The organism is Methylophilus luteus (genome assembly GCF_042676265.1).
GTDB classification, from domain to species: domain Bacteria; phylum Pseudomonadota; class Gammaproteobacteria; order Burkholderiales; family Methylophilaceae; genus Methylophilus; species Methylophilus luteus.
This window is the reverse complement of record NZ_JBHTKB010000001.1, coordinates 1,839,919-1,855,129: the sequence shown is the minus strand read 5'-3', so window position 1 is coordinate 1,855,129 and position 15,211 is coordinate 1,839,919. Positions and strand designations below refer to the sequence as shown.

Sequence of the window (15,211 nt, the reverse complement as noted above, 5' to 3'; positions counted from 1 at the left end):
CTGAGTCTTCCTGCTCAAATTGGTGGTTCTTAAAAAAGGTGAAGAGGTTAAGGCAATGCCAACCATTAATCAGTTAGTACGTAAACCACGCGTTAAAGTGGTTACAAAGAGCAAGGTTCCAGCTTTGGAAGCTTGCCCGCAGAAGCGTGGTGTGTGTACCCGTGTATACACAACAACACCAAAAAAACCAAACTCAGCGTTGCGTAAAGTTGCCAAGGTCCGTTTGACCAATGGTTACGAAGTAATTAGCTACATCGGCGGTGAAGGTCACAACCTGCAAGAGCACAGCGTGGTATTACTGCGCGGTGGTCGTGTAAAAGACTTGCCAGGTGTGCGTTACCACATGGTGCGTGGTAGCTTGGATACTGCCGGTGTTAAAGACCGTAAGCAGTCACGTTCCAAATACGGTGCTAAGCGCCCTAAAGAAGCTAAAGCTTAATTTATCAAGCGGTAGCAAAGAGTTTTTCCATTTTTTATAGCGGCTGAAATGCCTTGCGAGTGTAATTGCTAGCAAAAATTTAAATGAAAAGAGAATAGTTATGCCAAGACGTAGAGAAGTCCCCAAACGTATTATCTTGCCGGATCCAAAATTTGGTAGCCAGGAAGTATCCAAATTTGTAAATGTGCTGATGACAGGTGGTAAAAAATCTGTTGCCGAGCGCATCATTTACGGTGCCTTTGACCAGGTGGCCAGCAAGAGCGGTAAGGACCCGCTGGAATTATTCACCACAGCGTTGAATAATCTGCGTCCTGTCGTTGAAGTTAAGAGCCGCCGTGTTGGTGGTGCAAACTACCAGGTGCCTGTTGAAGTGCGCCCAAGCCGCCGTAGTGCGCTGGCTATGCGCTGGTTGCGTGATGCAGCCCGCAAGCGGGGCGAGAAGTCCATGGGCCTGCGTTTGGCTGCTGAGCTGATCGAAGCTTCAGAAGGTCGTGGTTCAGCAATGAAAAAGCGTGAAGAAGTCCACCGTATGGCAGAAGCTAACAAAGCTTTCTCACACTTCCGTTTTTAATTAAACGACCTCGTTCTTTAATAATTAGTTGAATTGATAGCAAAGGTAAACTATCGTGGCACGCAAAACCCCTATTGAACGCTACCGGAATATTGGTATTTCTGCGCACATTGACGCAGGTAAAACAACCACTACAGAACGTATTCTGTTTTACACCGGTGTGAACCATAAAATTGGTGAGGTGCACGATGGTGCAGCCACCATGGACTGGATGGAGCAAGAGCAGGAACGTGGTATCACCATTACTTCTGCGGCGACGACCTGTTTCTGGAAAGGTATGGACCTTTCCTTGCCTGAGCATCGATTCAACATTATTGATACCCCGGGACACGTGGACTTTACCATTGAGGTAGAGCGCTCCATGCGTGTGCTGGATGGTGCCTGTATGGTGTACTGTGCAGTTGGTGGCGTGCAGCCCCAGTCTGAGACTGTATGGCGTCAGGCCAACAAGTACAAAGTGCCACGTCTGGCCTTTGTCAACAAAATGGACCGTTCCGGTGCCGACTTCTTCAAAGTCGTAGATCAAATGAAAACCCGCTTGCGCGCCAACCCGGTGCCAGTGGTGATCCCTATCGGCCGTGAAGATACTTTTGCTGGTGTGGTTGACCTGCTGAAAATGAAAGCCATCATCTGGGATGAGGCTTCACAAGGCATGAAATTCACTTACGGCGAGATCCCGGCTGACCTGGTCGAAACTGCTGCCAAATGGCGTGAGCAAATGGTTGAGTCTGCTGCTGAAGCCAGCGAAGACTTGATGAACAAGTACCTTGAAAACGGCGATCTGGATGAAAAAGACATCGTTTTAGGTATCCGTACACGCACCATCGCTGGTGAGATCCAGCCTATGCTGTGTGGTTCAGCCTTTAAAAACAAGGGTGTACAGCGCATGCTGGACGCAGTGGTTGATTTCCTGCCATCACCGATCGATATTGATGATGTGACTGGTGAAGATGACTACGGCAAGCCTGCCAGCCGTAAAGCTGACGACAAAGAAGGCTTCTCTGCCCTGGCATTTAAACTGATGACAGACCCGTTTGTTGGTCAGTTGACGTTTATCCGCGTTTACTCTGGCGTGCTGAACAAGGGTGATACTGTTCTGAACTCTATCAAGAATAAGAAAGAGCGTATCGGCCGTATCGTGCAGATGCATGCGAACAACCGTGAAGAGGTTGAAGAGGTTCTGGCTGGCGATATCGCCGCCTGTATCGGCCTGAAAGACGTGACTACCGGTGAGTCTCTGTGTTCTCCAGACAAGCCTATCATTCTTGAGCGTATGGTTTTCCCTGAGCCAGTGATCCACGTGGCTGTAGAACCAAAAACCAAGAGTGACCAGGAAAAAATGGGTCTGGCGCTGGGTCGTCTGGCTCAGGAAGATCCTTCATTCCGCGTGCGTTCAGATGAAGAGTCTGGTCAGACCATCATTTCCGGTATGGGTGAATTGCACCTGGAGATCCTGGTAGACCGTATGCGTCGTGAATTCAACGTTGAAGCTAACGTTGGTGCCCCGCAAGTGGCGTACCGTGAAGCGATCCGCAAGTCAGTCGAAGTTGAAGGCAAGTTCGTTAAGCAATCCGGTGGTAAGGGTCAATACGGTCACGTATGGCTCAAAATGGAACCTAACGAAGCTGGTAAAGGCTTTGAGTTTGTTGACCAGATCAAAGGTGGTACCGTGCCGCGTGAATTTATTCCTGCGGTTGAAAAAGGCTTGCGTGAAACTATTCCTGCCGGTGTGCTGGCTGGTTTCCCGGTAGTTGACGTGAAAGTCACCCTGTTTGATGGTTCATACCATGACGTTGACTCTAACGAAAACGCATTTAAAATGGCGGCTTCTATCGGCTTTAAAGATGGTATGCGTAAAGCAGACCCGGTATTGCTTGAGCCTATGATGGCGGTTGAAGTTGAAACACCTGAAGATTACATGGGTGACGTAATGGGTGACTTGTCTTCACGTCGCGGCATCATCCAGGGTATGGATGACATGCCTGGTGGCGGCAAAGCGATCAAGGCCGAAGTGCCGTTGTCAGAGATGTTTGGTTACTCCACTGTAGTGCGTTCCTTGTCACAAGGTCGTGCCACCTACAGCATGGAATTCAAGCATTATTCCGACGCACCTAAGAACGTTGCTGAAGCAATCATCAACAAAAAATAATTGATTTACTACAGATTTAATTAAAAGGAAAACATCATGGCAAAAGGCAAATTTGAACGTACCAAGCCACACGTGAACGTTGGTACGATTGGTCACGTTGACCACGGTAAGACAACACTGACAGCGGCGATCACCACTGTATTGACTAAGAAATTTGGTGGTGAAGCGAAGGCTTACGATCAAATTGACGCGGCGCCAGAAGAAAAAGCGCGTGGTATCACCATCAACACAGCTCACGTTGAGTACGAGACAGCTTCACGTCACTACGCCCACGTCGACTGTCCAGGTCACGCTGACTACGTTAAAAACATGATTACCGGTGCTGCACAGATGGACGGCGCGATCCTGGTATGTTCAGCTGCTGACGGCCCTATGCCACAAACGCGTGAACACATCCTGTTGGCCCGCCAGGTTGGTGTGCCATACATCGTAGTATTCCTGAACAAAGCCGACATGGTTGATGACGCAGAGTTGCTGGAACTGGTAGAAATGGAAGTGCGTGACCTGTTGTCTAAATATGACTTCCCAGGTGACGACACTCCTATCATCAAAGGTTCAGCTAAACTGGCCCTTGAAGGTGACCAATCAGAAATCGGCGAGCCAGCGATCTTCGCTTTGGCTGACGCATTAGACAGCTACATCCCAACGCCTGAGCGTGCCATCGACGGTACTTTCCTGATGCCAGTAGAAGACGTATTCTCTATTTCTGGCCGTGGTACAGTAGTGACTGGCCGTATCGAGCGCGGTATTGTTAAAGTCGGTGACGAGATCGAAATCGTAGGTATCAAGCCAACACTGAAAACCACATGTACCGGTGTTGAAATGTTCCGTAAACTGCTGGACCAAGGTCAGGCAGGCGACAACGTAGGTGTACTGTTGCGTGGTACCAAGCGTGAAGAAGTTGAGCGTGGTCAAGTATTGTCCAAATCAGGTTCTATCAAGCCACACACCAAGTTCACAGCAGAAATCTACGTGTTGGGTAAAGATGAAGGTGGTCGTCATACACCATTCTTCAACGGCTACCGTCCACAGTTCTACTTCCGTACGACTGACGTGACTGGTGCAGTTGAATTGCCAGCAGGTACCGAAATGGTGATGCCAGGTGACAACGTATCTATCTCGGTTGCGCTGATTGCGCCTATCGCGATGGAAGACGGCTTGCGCTTCGCTATCCGCGAAGGTGGTCGTACTGTTGGTGCTGGCGTTGTAGCCAAGATCATCGAGTAATTAATTTTTATGGGCGGCAGGAATTTCCTGCCGCTTTTGCTCTTTTTAAGGAAAAAACATGGCAGCTCAAAAAATTCGTATCCGTCTGAAAGCATTTGACTATCGTTTGATCGATCAATCAGCTTTGGAGATCGTGGATACAGCGAAACGTACTGGTGCAGTTGTAAAAGGTCCGGTGCCATTGCCAACACGTATTGAGCGCTTTGATATTCTGCGTTCCCCACACGTGAACAAAACTTCACGTGACCAGTTTGAAATCCGCACCCATCAGCGTCTGATGGACATCGTGGACCCTACAGACAAGACTGTAGATGCCCTGATGAAGCTGGACCTGCCAGCTGGTGTGGATGTAGAGATCAAGCTTTAATCAACAAAGTTTGTCATTCCCGACTTAGCCTTCAAGTTGAAGGCTATTGTCAAGTCAAGAATAGTCCGGTATAATCCGCGCTCTTCGGTGGACGGTCAATTGTAATCGTCCACTTTAAACTATTATAAGGAACTGATCATGAGCTTAGGGCTTATTGGTCGCAAGGTGGGCATGACCCGCATTTTTACAGAAGAAGGCGCAAGCGTTCCTGTAACAGTGCTGGAAGTGATTCCTAACCGCGTGACACAAGTAAAGACAGTTGCAACTGATGGCTATACAGGCCTGCAAGTTGCATACGGTGAGCGTCGTGCTAGCCGTATCAACAAAGCGTTGACTGGTCACTTTGCCAAAGCTGGCGTAACTGCCGGTGCTGGTATCAAAGAATTCAATGTGGCTGAAGATGTTCTGGCCAACTTCCAGGTCGGTGGAAATGTCACTGTTGATATTTTCTCTGTAGGTCAGTTGGTAGACGTGACAGGTACATCCATCGGTAAAGGTTTTGCCGGTGCGATCAAGCGTCACAACTTCTCCTCTAACCGTGCTTCTCACGGTAACTCTCGTTCACACAACGTACCGGGTTCTATCGGTATGGCGCAAGATCCGGGTCGAGTATTCCCTGGTAAGCGCATGCCTGGTCATTTGGGCGACGTTAAAGTCACCACCCAAAACCTGGAAATCGTGCGTGTAGATGCAGAGCGTAATCTGTTGTTGATTAAAGGTTCCGTACCTGGCTCCAAAGGTGGCAATGTTGTTGTACGTCCAGCCATCAAAGCGAAAGGGGCTGCATAATGGAATTGAAGCTGATTGATCTGAACGGCAAAGTTGCTAAAAAAGGCGTTGATGCGTCTGACGTGACTTTCGGTCGTGAATTTAACGAATCTCTGGTGCACGAAGTAGTTGTTGCTTACATGGCGAATGCCCGTACAGCGACCCGCGCACAGAAGACCCGTGCTACCGTTGCCCACACTACCCACAAGCCATATGCGCAAAAGGGTACAGGTAACGCACGTGCTGGTATGACTTCCAGCCCGATCTGGCGCGGAGGTGGTCGTGCATTCCCTAACAGTCCTAACGAAAACTACAGCCACAAGGTGAACCGTAAGGCTTACCGTGCCGGCATGCAGACTATCTTGTCTGAGCTGGTTCGTCAGGATAGGTTGAAGGTGGTGGATACATTCACTGTAGACACACCAAAAACAAAACAATTGGTACAGAAAATCAATGCGCTGGGTGTAGATGGTGGTGTGTTGGTATTGATCGATGGTTTTGATGAGAATTTGTACTTGTCTTCCCGTAACCTGCCAAACGTATTGGTAGTTGAAGCGCAATTTGCTGACCCGGTCAGCCTGGTGCGTTTCCCTAACGTTTTGGTTACTGCTGGTGCAGTGAAGAAACTTGAGGAGATCTTGGCATGATTACCGCAGCAACCAAAACTCAAGATCGTTTATTGCAAGTGATTTTGGCACCACAAATTACCGAGAAGGCGACTTTTATTGCTGACAAACATCAGCAGATCGCTTTCAAAGTACGTACTGATGCAACCAAGCCTGAAATCAAGGCTGCAGTTGAATTGGTATTCAAGGTCGAAGTGGCTTCTGTGTCTGTGATTAACGTTGCAGGTAAAGTAAAGCGTGCTGGCCGTCGTACTGGTAAGCGTAGTGACTGGAAAAAGGCTTATGTGAGCCTGAAACCAGGTCAAGAAATTAATTTTGCAGCTGGCGAATAAGGAGAGAAGACATGGCATTAGTTAAAGTCAAACCAACTTCCCCCGGTCGTCGTGGTGTATTGAAGGTTGTCACACCTGATCTGCACAAAGGTAAGCCTTACGCGCCGCTGTTGGAAAGTCAAAGTAAAAATGCTGGTCGTAACAACAACGGCCGCATCACAACCCGTCACCAAGGTGGCGGTCACAAGCAGCACTACCGTGTAATCGACTTCCGTCGTAACAAGGATGGTATTCCTGCAACAGTAGAGCGTATCGAGTACGATCCAAACCGTACAGCCAACATCGCGTTGCTGTGCTATGCGGATGGTGAGCGTCGTTACATCATTGCACCACGCGGCATTGCTGCAGGTGCACAACTGGTGAGCGGTTCTGAAGCGCCTATCCGTGCTGGTAATGCATTGCCTTTGCGCAACATCCCGGTCGGTAGCACGATACATTGTATCGAGATCCAGCCAGGCAAAGGCGCGCAGATCGCGCGTTCAGCCGGTACTTCTGTCCAGTTGCTGGCACGTGAAGGTGCTTATGCTCAGCTGCGTTTGCGTTCCGGTGAAGTTCGCCGTGTGCACGTAGACTGCAAGGCAACCTTGGGCGAAGTGGGTAACGAAGAGCACTCATTGCGTTCAATCGGTAAAGCCGGTGCGATGCGTTGGCGCGGTGTCCGCCCAACCGTACGTGGTGTGGTGATGAACCCGGTTGATCACCCGCACGGTGGTGGTGAAGGCCGTACTGCTGCTGGTATGAACCCGGTTTCACCATGGGGTCAGAAAACTAAGGGTTATCGTACACGTAAGAACAAGCGTACTGATAACATGCGCGTAAGTCGTCGTCCGAGAAATGTAAGGTAATCGCCATGGCACGTTCTGTTAAAAAAGGTCCATTTGTGGACGCTCACTTGGCTAAAAAAGTCGAAACTGCGTCAGCGAACCGCGATAGAAAACCAATCAAAACTTGGTCTCGCCGTTCGACTGTATTGCCTGACTTTATTGGTTTAACCATCGCAGTGCACAACGGTAGACAACATGTGCCTGTGTTGATTTCTGAAAACATGGTTGGTCACAAGCTTGGCGAATTTGCGTTGACACGCACGTTCAAAGGGCACGCGGCTGATAAAAAAGCGAAGAAGTAAGGGGCTGATATGCAAGTTACTGCAGTTTTAAAAGGCGTACACCTTTCTCCGCAAAAAGCGCGTTTGGTGGCCGACTTGGTACGTGGCAAAAAAGTGGATCACGCTTTGAATATTCTCGAGTTCACGCCTAAGCGCGGTGCCGAGATCATCAAAAAAGTGGTGCTGTCTGCGATTGCCAATGCCGAGCATAACAATGGGGCTGATATTGACGCATTGAAGGTGACTTCAATCTACGTTGATAAAGGCATTGTCATGAAACGTATCCGTGCACGTGCAAAAGGTCGCGCTGGTCGTATTACGAAACCAACATGTCATATTCATGTGACAGTCGGTGACTCAAAGGAATAATATGGGACAGAAAATTCATCCAATTGGGTTCCGTTTGAGCGTTCAGAAAAACTGGGCGTCACGTTGGTACTCAAATAGCCAGAACTTCCCGGCGATGTTGCAAGGCGACATCAAAGTGCGCGAGTTCCTGAACAAAAAGCTGGCTAGCGCTGCTGTGAGCAAGATCATCATCGAGCGCCCGGCTAAAAACGCAAAAATCACCATACACAGTGCCCGTCCAGGTGTTGTGATCGGTAAAAAAGGTGAAGACATCGAGTCTTTGCGTTCTTCACTGCAAGGGTTGATGGGCGTGCCTGTTCACCTGAACATTGAAGAAGTGCGTAAGCCAGAGTTAGATGCAACATTGATCGCACAATCCATTGCCCAGCAATTGGAAAAACGCGTGATGTTCCGTCGTGCCATGAAGCGCGCCATGCAAAACGCCATGCGTTTGGGCGCACAAGGCATCAAGATCATGAGTTCCGGTCGTTTGAACGGTATCGAGATCGCACGTACCGAGTGGTATCGTGAAGGCCGTGTGCCTCTCCATACACTGCGTGCTGATATCGACTACGGTGTGGCAGAAGCTTCTACCACCTACGGTATCATCGGGATTAAAGTTTGGGTATTCAAAGGTGAGATTTTTGGTGATAACGCTGCTGCAAATGCTGCTGTTGCCGATGCTGAGCCAGAGAAAAAAGTAAGAAAGCCGAGGGCTAAAGATGCTGCAACCAGCTAGACAGAAATACCGCAAGATGCAAAAGGGTCGCAATAAAGGTATTGCGACTACTGGTAACAAGGTAAGCTTTGGTGAATTTGGTTTAAAAGCGATTGGTCGTGGTCGTTTGACCGCACGCCAGATCGAAGCTGCACGTCGTGTGATGACTCGTCACATTAAACGTGGTGGCCGCGTTTGGATCCGTGTGTTCCCTGATCAACCGATCTCCAAAAAACCTGCTGAAGTTCGTATGGGTAATGGTAAAGGTAGCGTGGACTACTACATCGCTCAAATTCAGCCAGGCAAAATGTTGTACGAGATGGATGGCGTGAGTGAAGAGTTGGCTCGCGAAGCTTTCAAATTGGCTGCTGCTAAGTTGCCGATTGAAACTACATTCATGACCCGTCAAATCGGCAGTTAAGGAGTAGTTAAATGAAAGCTTCAGAATTTAGAGCAAAGTCAGCTGAAGAGCTGAACACCGAGTTGGTCGAGTTGCGCCGCGCACAGTTTTCACTGCGCATGCAATTGGCCACTCAACAATTGAACAAAGTAGATCAGCTGGGTAAAGTGCGCAAAGATGTAGCTCGCGTGAAGACCGTGCTGGCTGAGAAGGCGAAACAGGCATGATGACTGAAAAAGCGAAAGTTGTACGCAGTTTGACTGGCCGCGTGGTGAGCAACAAGATGGATAAAACCGTGACTGTGCTTGTCGAGCGTAAGGTGAAACATCCTCTGATTGGTAAAGTGGTTTCCAAATCGAACAAATTCCATGCACATGACGAAGCTAATGCATGTCAGGAAGGCGATCTGGTTACGATCACTGAATCACGCCCATACTCCAAGACCAAGTCTTGGGTAGTAAGCAAAATCGAAGCTAAATAAGGCTTCAAAATATAAAACTGGAAAAGCGCTTGTCATAAGCGTTTTTTTGGTTGTATAATGTTGGACTTTTCGGTGCCCGCCTTAGATGGCATGTAGCTGGCACCCCAATACTGACCGTGGTCTATTGGCCGAAAAATGTTTTTGAATGCAAGTTCAAAGCAACGGCTGGTAGTGGTTATAACGGATTAAGTTGGAGATTATTTCTCATGATTCAAATGCAATCTCGGCTTGAAGTAGCCGATAACACTGGTGCGCGTTCCGTGCAGTGTATCAAGGTCTTGGGTGGTTCCAAGCGTCGTTATGCCAGCATTGGCGATATCATCAAGGTCAGCATTAAAGATGCTGCCCCGCGTGGTCGCGTCAAAAAAGGTGAAATCTATAACGCTGTGGTTGTGCGTACTGCCAAAGGTGTACGTCGCCCAGATGGTTCTTTAGTTAAATTCGATGCCAATGCTGCAGTCTTGTTGAACAACAAGCTTGAGCCGATTGGTACACGTATTTTTGGCCCGGTGACACGTGAGTTGCGTAGTGAGCGCTTCATGAAGATCGTTTCATTAGCGCCTGAAGTGCTGTAATAGGCGGGAGACGATAAATGAGCAAAATTCGCAAAGGTGACCAAGTCATTTTGAATACAGGTAAAGACGCAGGTAAAACAGGTGCTGTTTTAAACGTCTTGCCAACCGGCCATGTAGTGGTGGAAGGCTTGAATGTGGTTAAAAAGCACACTCGCCCTAACCCTATGCGTGGTGTTACTGGTGGCATTATCAGCAAGGAAATGCCTTTGGACATTTCCAACGTTGCAATCTATAACAGTGCAACTAAAAAAGCTGATCGTGTTGGTTTTAAGGTACTCGAAGATGGTCGCAAGATTCGTGTTTACAAATCTAGCGGCGAGTCGATCGACGCATAGGAATACATATGGCACGTTTAAAACAATACTATAAAGATACAGTGGTTTCCAAATTGACAGAACAATTTGGCTACACCTCCTCAATGCAGGTGCCACGTATCGAAAAAATCACCCTGAACATGGGTGTAGGTGAAGCAGTGGCTGACAAGAAAGTCATGGAAAACGCCGTTTCTGATATGGAAAAAATCGCTGGTCAAAAACCTATCGTGACCAAGGCTAAAAAGTCTGTGGCTGCGTTTAAGATCCGTGATGACTATCCTGTTGGATGTAAAGTCACATTGCGCCGCGAGCGTATGTATGAATTCCTGGATCGTCTGATTACTGTGGCTATCCCACGTATTCGTGACTTCCGTGGTATTTCAGGCAAGTCCTTTGATGGCCGTGGTAACTACAACATGGGTGTTAAAGAGCAGATCATTTTCCCGGAAATCGAATACGACAAGATCGATGCCCTGCGCGGAATGAACATCACCATTACCACGACAGCTCAAACAGATGAAGAAGCAAAAGCACTGTTGGCTGCATTTAGTTTCCCCTTTAGAGGTTAAGTCATGGCAAAAGTATGTATGACAGAGCGCGAACAGAAGCGTCGCGAAACCGTAAAAAAATATGCAGCCAAACGTGCTGAATTGGTTGAGATCATTAATAACCAATCTGCAAGCGTTGAAGATCGTTTCGCTGCACGTTCAAAATTGCAAAGTTTGCCACGTAATTCCAGCCCGGTGCGTACACGTAACCGTTGTGCATTGACTGGTCGTCCACGTGGTGTGTTCAGTAAATTTGGTATCGCACGTAATGAGTTGCGTAAGTTGATGATGGCTGGTCATGTACCAGGCGTCACCAAGGCCAGCTGGTAACGGAGGAATAGAACATGAGTATGAGTGATCCGATTGCCGATATGTTGACCCGTATTCGTAACGCGCAACGTACGAATAAGCCATCAGTTTCAATGCCTGCGTCTAAAGTTAAAGGCGCCATTGCAAACGTACTGAAAGATGAAGGTTACATTGAAGATTTCAACGTTCAAAGCAATGAAGGTAAACCTGTTTTGAACATCAGCCTGAAGTACTACGCTGGTCGTCCCGTTATCGAGAAGATCGAGCGTGTATCTAAACCAGGTCTGCGTATATACAAAGGTAGTCAAAACATTCCTCGAGTGATGAACGGTTTAGGTGTAACCATCGTTTCTACCTCAAAAGGTGTAATGACTGATCGTAAAGCACAAGCTGCCGGTATCGGTGGTGAAGTTTTGTGCATCGTGGCCTAAGAGGAGTTTGATATGTCACGTGTTGCTAAAAATCCGGTTGCGATTCCTGCCAAGGTAGAAGTCGTAATCTCTCCAGCCGAGATCGCAGTGAGCGGTCCTCTGGGTAAATTGAACCAGGCGCTGTCTGCAGATATCTCTGTGACGCGTGATGGCGAACAGTTGTTGGTGAAAGCCAACAATGAGACACAGCATGCGCGAGCAATGTCTGGAACCGTACGTGCCTTGCTGGCAAATATGGTGCAGGGTGTTTCTGCTGGCTTTACCCGTAAATTGACACTGATAGGCGTGGGTTACAAAGCTAATGCTCAGGGTTCAACTTTGAACCTGGAGTTAGGTTACTCTCATCCGATCAACCACAAAATGCCTGAAGGCGTGACTGTGCAGACACCAACACCGACAGAAGTCGTGTTGACTGGTGCCAACAAGCAAGTGCTTGGCCAGGTTGCTGCGCAGATTCGTGGTTACCGTGCTCCTGAGCCATATAAAGGTAAAGGCGTTCGTTATGCGGATGAAGTGGTCGTCATCAAAGAGACCAAGAAAAAATAAGTAAAGCACTTCTAGGTTAGAAATAGCCTGAACAGTGAATCAATATTAAAGGTAAATTCAATGAAAAACGTTAATAACCGATTGCGCAGAGCACGTAAAACCCGTGCCAAAATCGCCGAGTTAAAAGTGACACGTTTGAGTGTACATCGCACCAATACAAATATTTATGCACAGATCATCACAGAAACCGGTGATCGCGTATTGGCGAGTGCATCTACCGTTGAGGCGGAAGTGCGTCAACAACTGAAAAATGGTGGCAACATCGAAGCTGCAACCTTGATTGGCAAACGTATCGCTGAAAAAGCTGTAAAAGCAGGCATCACTGACGTTGCTTTTGATCGTTCAGGCTACAAGTATCACGGTCGTATCAAAGCTTTGGCTGACGCTGCCCGTGAACATGGTCTCAAATTCTAATGGGTGAGATAAAGAATGGCTAAAGATTTTGAACAGCAGCAAACAGACGGTTTGCGTGAAAAAATGATTACTGTTAACCGTGTAAGTAAAACGGTTAAGGGTGGTCGTATCATGAGCTTCGCTGCATTGACCGTGGTTGGTGATGGTGACGGCACTGTGGGTATGGGTAAAGGTAAAGCACGTGAAGTGCCAGTGGCTGTACAAAAAGCCATGGATGAAGCCCGCCGCAGCATGGTAAAAGTGAATTTGAAGAATGGTACTTTGTATCATGCAGTTACCGGTGTACACGGCGCTGCTAAAGTACTGATCCAGCCTGCCTCTGAAGGTACCGGTATTATTGCTGGTGGCACGATGCGCGCTATTTTTGAAGTGATGGGTATCACAAACGTGATTGCTAAGAGTCTTGGTTCTACCAACCCTTACAATCTGGTGCGTGCAACCTTGAACGGTCTGGCTTCCATGAACACACCAGCTGAAATTGCTGCTAAACGTGGTAAGACCTTAGAAGAAATCAGAGGTTAATCATGGCTAAAGCGAAAAAAGAAAACGTTACTTTAAAAGTGACGTTAGTAAGAAGTTTGATTGGTCGTATTGAAGCGCATAAAGCGACAGTACGTGGCTTGGGTCTGCGTCGTATGCATCACACAGTTGAAGTGCAAGATACGCCAGAAATCCGCGGCATGATCAATGCTGTAAGCTATCTTTTAAAGGTTGAAGCATAATGCAATTGAACACGATTAAGCCTGCAGAAGGCGCTAAAAAGGAACGTCGTCGTTTAGGTCGTGGCATTGGCTCCGGTTTGGGTAAAACTGGTGGTCGTGGTCACAAAGGCCAAAAGTCACGTGCCGGTGGTTTCCACAAGGTAGGTTTCGAAGGCGGTCAAATGCCTTTGCAACGTCGTTTGCCTAAACGTGGTTTTAATTCTTTGACGCATGCTGATACTGCACGTATCCGCACTAGCGAACTGGCTCTGGTCGACGTGGAAGTGATAGACATTTTGGCATTGAAAGCAGCCAAACTGGTCCCAGCTTCTGTCAAATCAGTCAAAGTGTATTTGTCTGGTGACGTCACTGCTAAAGTACAGGTTCAAGGCTTGTTGTTGACTAAAGGTGCTAAAGCAGCCATCGAATCCGTTGGCGGCAAAGTACTCGAAGTTTAATTGTTGTCATAAGAGAGTATCAGCTTGGCACAGGATAATATTTTAAGTTCCGTAGGCAAACTTGGCGAATTAAAAGCCCGTTTGTGGTTCTTGTTGGGGGCGTTGATCGTTTATCGACTCGGCGCTCATATTCCAGTGCCAGGCATTGACCCTACTGTGTTGAAGCAATTATTCGACACACAAAAGGATGGCATTCTGGGCATGTTTAACATGTTCTCTGGTGGTGCATTATCACGTTTCACCGTGTTTGCCCTCGGGATCATGCCTTACATCTCAGCTTCCATCATCATGCAGTTGCTGACCGTGGTTTCACCACAATTAGAGCAGCTGAAAAAAGAAGGTGAAGCTGGTCGCCGTCAAATCACCAAATATACACGCTACGGCACTGTGTTGCTGGCGACTTTCCAGGCGTTAGGCATTGCCATTGCTCTCGAAGGGCAGGCTGGTCTGGTGCTGGATCCAGGTTTGGCTTTCCGCATCACTGCGGTGACCACACTGGTGGCAGGCACCATGTTTTTGATGTGGCTGGGTGAGCAGATCACCGAGCGCGGTATTGGTAACGGTATTTCCATTATCATTTTTGCCGGTATTGTGGCGGGTCTGCCGCATGCCATTGGCAGTACATTAGATTTAGCAAAAACTGGCGCATTCTCTATTCCATTAGTGATGTTCCTGTTTGTTGCAGTGATTCTGGTCACGGCGCTGGTGGTATTCGTTGAGCGTGGCCAACGCAAGATTACGGTGAATTATGCCAAACGTCAGGTCGGTAACCGTATCTACGGTGGTCAATCTACCCACCTGCCGTTGAAGTTGAATATGTCTGGTGTGATCCCACCGATCTTCGCTTCAAGTATTATTTTGTTCCCAGCCACCCTGGCAGGTTGGTTCGGAAGTAGTGAGCATATGTATTGGTTGAAGGATGTCAGTGCCAAACTGTCACCAGGTCAGCCACTGTATATTCTGTTGTTTGCAGCTGCGATCTTGTTCTTTGCGTTCTTCTATACCGCTTTGGTGTTCAACCCCAAAGAAACGGCAGATAACCTGAAGAAAAGTGGTGCTTTTGTGCCTGGCATACGTCCTGGTGATCAAACAGCAAAATATATAGACAGGATTATGGGACGTTTGACACTGATCGGTGCGTTGTATATCACGCTGGTTTGTCTGTTACCGGAATTTCTGGTGTTGAAATTTAATACACCGTTTTATTTTGGTGGTACGTCATTGCTGATTATTGTTGTGGTCACCATGGACTTTATGACGCAGGTGCAATCACACCTGATGTCACAGCAGTATGAAGGTTTGCTCAAAAAAGCAAATTTTAAAGGATCTGGTCGCTAGATTTGCCGTCTGCCAACTGGCGGAGTTGCTGCAAAGATAACGCTAA

26 protein-coding genes are annotated in these 15,211 nt (G+C 47.9%); all 26 read left to right on the top strand.

From position 1 onward, the window contains the following. The first annotated feature begins 55 nt into the window (after positions 1-55). Positions 56-439, top strand: a complete 384-nt coding sequence (gene rpsL, locus ACFQ1Z_RS08760) for a 30S ribosomal protein S12 (RefSeq protein WP_018987692.1) — start codon at positions 56-58, stop codon at positions 437-439. Positions 440-539: 100 nt separating this feature from the next. Continuing rightward, a complete protein-coding gene (gene rpsG, locus ACFQ1Z_RS08755) occupies positions 540-1,010 on the top strand; it encodes a 30S ribosomal protein S7 (RefSeq protein ID WP_019881216.1) in 471 nt (156 codons plus the stop codon). A gap of 55 nt (positions 1,011-1,065) precedes the next feature. After that, a complete protein-coding gene (fusA, locus tag ACFQ1Z_RS08750; protein ID WP_379057016.1) occupies positions 1,066-3,159 on the top strand; it encodes an elongation factor G in 2,094 nt (697 codons plus the stop codon). A 36-nt stretch (positions 3,160-3,195) separates the two neighbouring features. Beyond that, positions 3,196-4,386 carry an elongation factor Tu gene (gene tuf, locus ACFQ1Z_RS08745; protein WP_379057015.1) on the top strand — a complete coding sequence of 397 codons (1,191 nt, stop codon included), beginning with the start codon at positions 3,196-3,198 and terminating at the stop codon, positions 4,384-4,386. Between the two features lie 58 nt (positions 4,387-4,444). Continuing rightward, positions 4,445-4,753: a 30S ribosomal protein S10 gene (rpsJ, locus tag ACFQ1Z_RS08740; RefSeq protein ID WP_018986280.1), complete on the top strand. Its 309-nt coding sequence runs from the start codon at positions 4,445-4,447 to the stop codon at positions 4,751-4,753. Between the two features lie 138 nt (positions 4,754-4,891). Further along, the gene (gene rplC / locus ACFQ1Z_RS08735; protein WP_379057014.1) at positions 4,892-5,542 is read left to right on the top strand and encodes a 50S ribosomal protein L3; all 651 of its coding nucleotides are present in this window, start codon (positions 4,892-4,894) and stop codon (positions 5,540-5,542) included. Then, complete coding sequence (rplD, locus tag ACFQ1Z_RS08730; protein ID WP_379057013.1) at positions 5,542-6,168, top strand: 50S ribosomal protein L4; 627 nt, start codon at positions 5,542-5,544, stop codon at positions 6,166-6,168. The genes rplC and rplD overlap by 1 nt, the downstream gene beginning before the upstream one ends. Further along, complete coding sequence (rplW, locus tag ACFQ1Z_RS08725) at positions 6,165-6,479, top strand: 50S ribosomal protein L23 (protein WP_055827143.1); 315 nt, start codon at positions 6,165-6,167, stop codon at positions 6,477-6,479. The genes rplD and rplW overlap by 4 nt, the downstream gene beginning before the upstream one ends. An 11-nt stretch (positions 6,480-6,490) precedes the next feature. Beyond that, positions 6,491-7,324 (top strand): 50S ribosomal protein L2, encoded by an 834-nt coding sequence (gene rplB / locus ACFQ1Z_RS08720; RefSeq protein WP_325241270.1) that lies wholly within the window; start codon positions 6,491-6,493, stop codon positions 7,322-7,324. A gap of 5 nt (positions 7,325-7,329) precedes the next feature. Continuing rightward, a complete protein-coding gene (gene rpsS, locus ACFQ1Z_RS08715; protein WP_055827137.1) occupies positions 7,330-7,605 on the top strand; it encodes a 30S ribosomal protein S19 in 276 nt (91 codons plus the stop codon). A 9-nt stretch (positions 7,606-7,614) separates the two neighbouring features. Further along, positions 7,615-7,953 (top strand): 50S ribosomal protein L22, encoded by a 339-nt coding sequence (gene rplV, locus ACFQ1Z_RS08710; RefSeq protein WP_055827133.1) that lies wholly within the window; start codon positions 7,615-7,617, stop codon positions 7,951-7,953. Position 7,954: 1 nt separating this feature from the next. After that, on the top strand, positions 7,955-8,671 hold the full coding sequence (gene rpsC / locus ACFQ1Z_RS08705) for a 30S ribosomal protein S3 (RefSeq protein WP_379057012.1): 717 nt from the start codon (positions 7,955-7,957) through the stop codon (positions 8,669-8,671). After that, positions 8,655-9,071 (top strand): 50S ribosomal protein L16, encoded by a 417-nt coding sequence (rplP, locus tag ACFQ1Z_RS08700; protein WP_055827127.1) that lies wholly within the window; start codon positions 8,655-8,657, stop codon positions 9,069-9,071. The genes rpsC and rplP overlap by 17 nt, the downstream gene beginning before the upstream one ends. 11 nt (positions 9,072-9,082) lie before the next feature. Then, positions 9,083-9,277 carry a 50S ribosomal protein L29 gene (gene rpmC, locus ACFQ1Z_RS08695; RefSeq protein ID WP_379057011.1) on the top strand — a complete coding sequence of 65 codons (195 nt, stop codon included), beginning with the start codon at positions 9,083-9,085 and terminating at the stop codon, positions 9,275-9,277. Next, positions 9,274-9,531, top strand: a complete 258-nt coding sequence (rpsQ, locus tag ACFQ1Z_RS08690) for a 30S ribosomal protein S17 (RefSeq protein WP_379057010.1) — start codon at positions 9,274-9,276, stop codon at positions 9,529-9,531. The genes rpmC and rpsQ overlap by 4 nt, the downstream gene beginning before the upstream one ends. A gap of 206 nt (positions 9,532-9,737) precedes the next feature. Then, the gene (gene rplN, locus ACFQ1Z_RS08685) at positions 9,738-10,106 is read left to right on the top strand and encodes a 50S ribosomal protein L14 (protein WP_019881229.1); all 369 of its coding nucleotides are present in this window, start codon (positions 9,738-9,740) and stop codon (positions 10,104-10,106) included. 17 nt (positions 10,107-10,123) lie between these two features. After that, the gene (rplX, locus tag ACFQ1Z_RS08680) at positions 10,124-10,441 is read left to right on the top strand and encodes a 50S ribosomal protein L24 (RefSeq protein ID WP_379057009.1); all 318 of its coding nucleotides are present in this window, start codon (positions 10,124-10,126) and stop codon (positions 10,439-10,441) included. A gap of 8 nt (positions 10,442-10,449) precedes the next feature. After that, complete coding sequence (rplE, locus tag ACFQ1Z_RS08675) at positions 10,450-10,989, top strand: 50S ribosomal protein L5 (protein ID WP_379032490.1); 540 nt, start codon at positions 10,450-10,452, stop codon at positions 10,987-10,989. A 3-nt stretch (positions 10,990-10,992) separates the two neighbouring features. After that, positions 10,993-11,298, top strand: coding sequence for a 30S ribosomal protein S14 (gene rpsN, locus ACFQ1Z_RS08670; RefSeq protein ID WP_379032487.1), 306 nt, complete (start codon positions 10,993-10,995; stop codon positions 11,296-11,298). 14 nt (positions 11,299-11,312) lie between these two features. After that, entirely contained in the window at positions 11,313-11,708 is a 396-nt protein-coding gene (gene rpsH / locus ACFQ1Z_RS08665; protein ID WP_379057008.1) for a 30S ribosomal protein S8, read from the top strand. A 12-nt stretch (positions 11,709-11,720) separates the two neighbouring features. Beyond that, the gene (rplF, locus tag ACFQ1Z_RS08660; RefSeq protein WP_379057007.1) at positions 11,721-12,254 is read left to right on the top strand and encodes a 50S ribosomal protein L6; all 534 of its coding nucleotides are present in this window, start codon (positions 11,721-11,723) and stop codon (positions 12,252-12,254) included. Between the two features lie 60 nt (positions 12,255-12,314). Continuing rightward, the gene (rplR, locus tag ACFQ1Z_RS08655; RefSeq protein ID WP_055827104.1) at positions 12,315-12,668 is read left to right on the top strand and encodes a 50S ribosomal protein L18; all 354 of its coding nucleotides are present in this window, start codon (positions 12,315-12,317) and stop codon (positions 12,666-12,668) included. A 15-nt stretch (positions 12,669-12,683) separates the two neighbouring features. Beyond that, on the top strand, positions 12,684-13,190 hold the full coding sequence (gene rpsE, locus ACFQ1Z_RS08650; protein WP_055827101.1) for a 30S ribosomal protein S5: 507 nt from the start codon (positions 12,684-12,686) through the stop codon (positions 13,188-13,190). A 2-nt stretch (positions 13,191-13,192) separates the two neighbouring features. Further along, positions 13,193-13,390: a 50S ribosomal protein L30 gene (gene rpmD / locus ACFQ1Z_RS08645; protein ID WP_055827098.1), complete on the top strand. Its 198-nt coding sequence runs from the start codon at positions 13,193-13,195 to the stop codon at positions 13,388-13,390. Then, complete coding sequence (rplO, locus tag ACFQ1Z_RS08640) at positions 13,390-13,827, top strand: 50S ribosomal protein L15 (protein ID WP_379057006.1); 438 nt, start codon at positions 13,390-13,392, stop codon at positions 13,825-13,827. Before rpmD ends, rplO begins: the two co-directional genes overlap by 1 nt. A gap of 24 nt (positions 13,828-13,851) precedes the next feature. After that, positions 13,852-15,165 (top strand): preprotein translocase subunit SecY, encoded by a 1,314-nt coding sequence (gene secY, locus ACFQ1Z_RS08635; protein WP_379057005.1) that lies wholly within the window; start codon positions 13,852-13,854, stop codon positions 15,163-15,165. The last annotated feature ends 46 nt before the right edge of the window (positions 15,166-15,211 follow it).

Coding starts and splice junctions, on each gene's coding strand:
- rpsN (WP_379032487.1), top strand. CDS start 10,993: ATGGCAAAAGTATGTATGACAGAGCGCGAACAGAAGCGTCGCGAAACC.
- rpsJ (WP_018986280.1), top strand. CDS start 4,445: ATGGCAGCTCAAAAAATTCGTATCCGTCTGAAAGCATTTGACTATCGT.
- rpsS (WP_055827137.1), top strand. CDS start 7,330: ATGGCACGTTCTGTTAAAAAAGGTCCATTTGTGGACGCTCACTTGGCT.
- rplO (WP_379057006.1), top strand. CDS start 13,390: ATGCAATTGAACACGATTAAGCCTGCAGAAGGCGCTAAAAAGGAACGT.
- rplW (WP_055827143.1), top strand. CDS start 6,165: ATGATTACCGCAGCAACCAAAACTCAAGATCGTTTATTGCAAGTGATT.
- tuf (WP_379057015.1), top strand. CDS start 3,196: ATGGCAAAAGGCAAATTTGAACGTACCAAGCCACACGTGAACGTTGGT.
- rplC (WP_379057014.1), top strand. CDS start 4,892: ATGAGCTTAGGGCTTATTGGTCGCAAGGTGGGCATGACCCGCATTTTT.
- rpmC (WP_379057011.1), top strand. CDS start 9,083: ATGAAAGCTTCAGAATTTAGAGCAAAGTCAGCTGAAGAGCTGAACACC.
- rpsG (WP_019881216.1), top strand. CDS start 540: ATGCCAAGACGTAGAGAAGTCCCCAAACGTATTATCTTGCCGGATCCA.
- rplV (WP_055827133.1), top strand. CDS start 7,615: ATGCAAGTTACTGCAGTTTTAAAAGGCGTACACCTTTCTCCGCAAAAA.
- rplR (WP_055827104.1), top strand. CDS start 12,315: ATGAAAAACGTTAATAACCGATTGCGCAGAGCACGTAAAACCCGTGCC.
- rplE (WP_379032490.1), top strand. CDS start 10,450: ATGGCACGTTTAAAACAATACTATAAAGATACAGTGGTTTCCAAATTG.
- rpsH (WP_379057008.1), top strand. CDS start 11,313: ATGAGTATGAGTGATCCGATTGCCGATATGTTGACCCGTATTCGTAAC.
- rplB (WP_325241270.1), top strand. CDS start 6,491: ATGGCATTAGTTAAAGTCAAACCAACTTCCCCCGGTCGTCGTGGTGTA.
- rplP (WP_055827127.1), top strand. CDS start 8,655: ATGCTGCAACCAGCTAGACAGAAATACCGCAAGATGCAAAAGGGTCGC.
- rpsL (WP_018987692.1), top strand. CDS start 56: ATGCCAACCATTAATCAGTTAGTACGTAAACCACGCGTTAAAGTGGTT.
- rpsE (WP_055827101.1), top strand. CDS start 12,684: ATGGCTAAAGATTTTGAACAGCAGCAAACAGACGGTTTGCGTGAAAAA.
- rplX (WP_379057009.1), top strand. CDS start 10,124: ATGAGCAAAATTCGCAAAGGTGACCAAGTCATTTTGAATACAGGTAAA.
- rpsC (WP_379057012.1), top strand. CDS start 7,955: ATGGGACAGAAAATTCATCCAATTGGGTTCCGTTTGAGCGTTCAGAAA.
- rpsQ (WP_379057010.1), top strand. CDS start 9,274: ATGATGACTGAAAAAGCGAAAGTTGTACGCAGTTTGACTGGCCGCGTG.
- rplF (WP_379057007.1), top strand. CDS start 11,721: ATGTCACGTGTTGCTAAAAATCCGGTTGCGATTCCTGCCAAGGTAGAA.
- rplN (WP_019881229.1), top strand. CDS start 9,738: ATGATTCAAATGCAATCTCGGCTTGAAGTAGCCGATAACACTGGTGCG.
- rplD (WP_379057013.1), top strand. CDS start 5,542: ATGGAATTGAAGCTGATTGATCTGAACGGCAAAGTTGCTAAAAAAGGC.
- rpmD (WP_055827098.1), top strand. CDS start 13,193: ATGGCTAAAGCGAAAAAAGAAAACGTTACTTTAAAAGTGACGTTAGTA.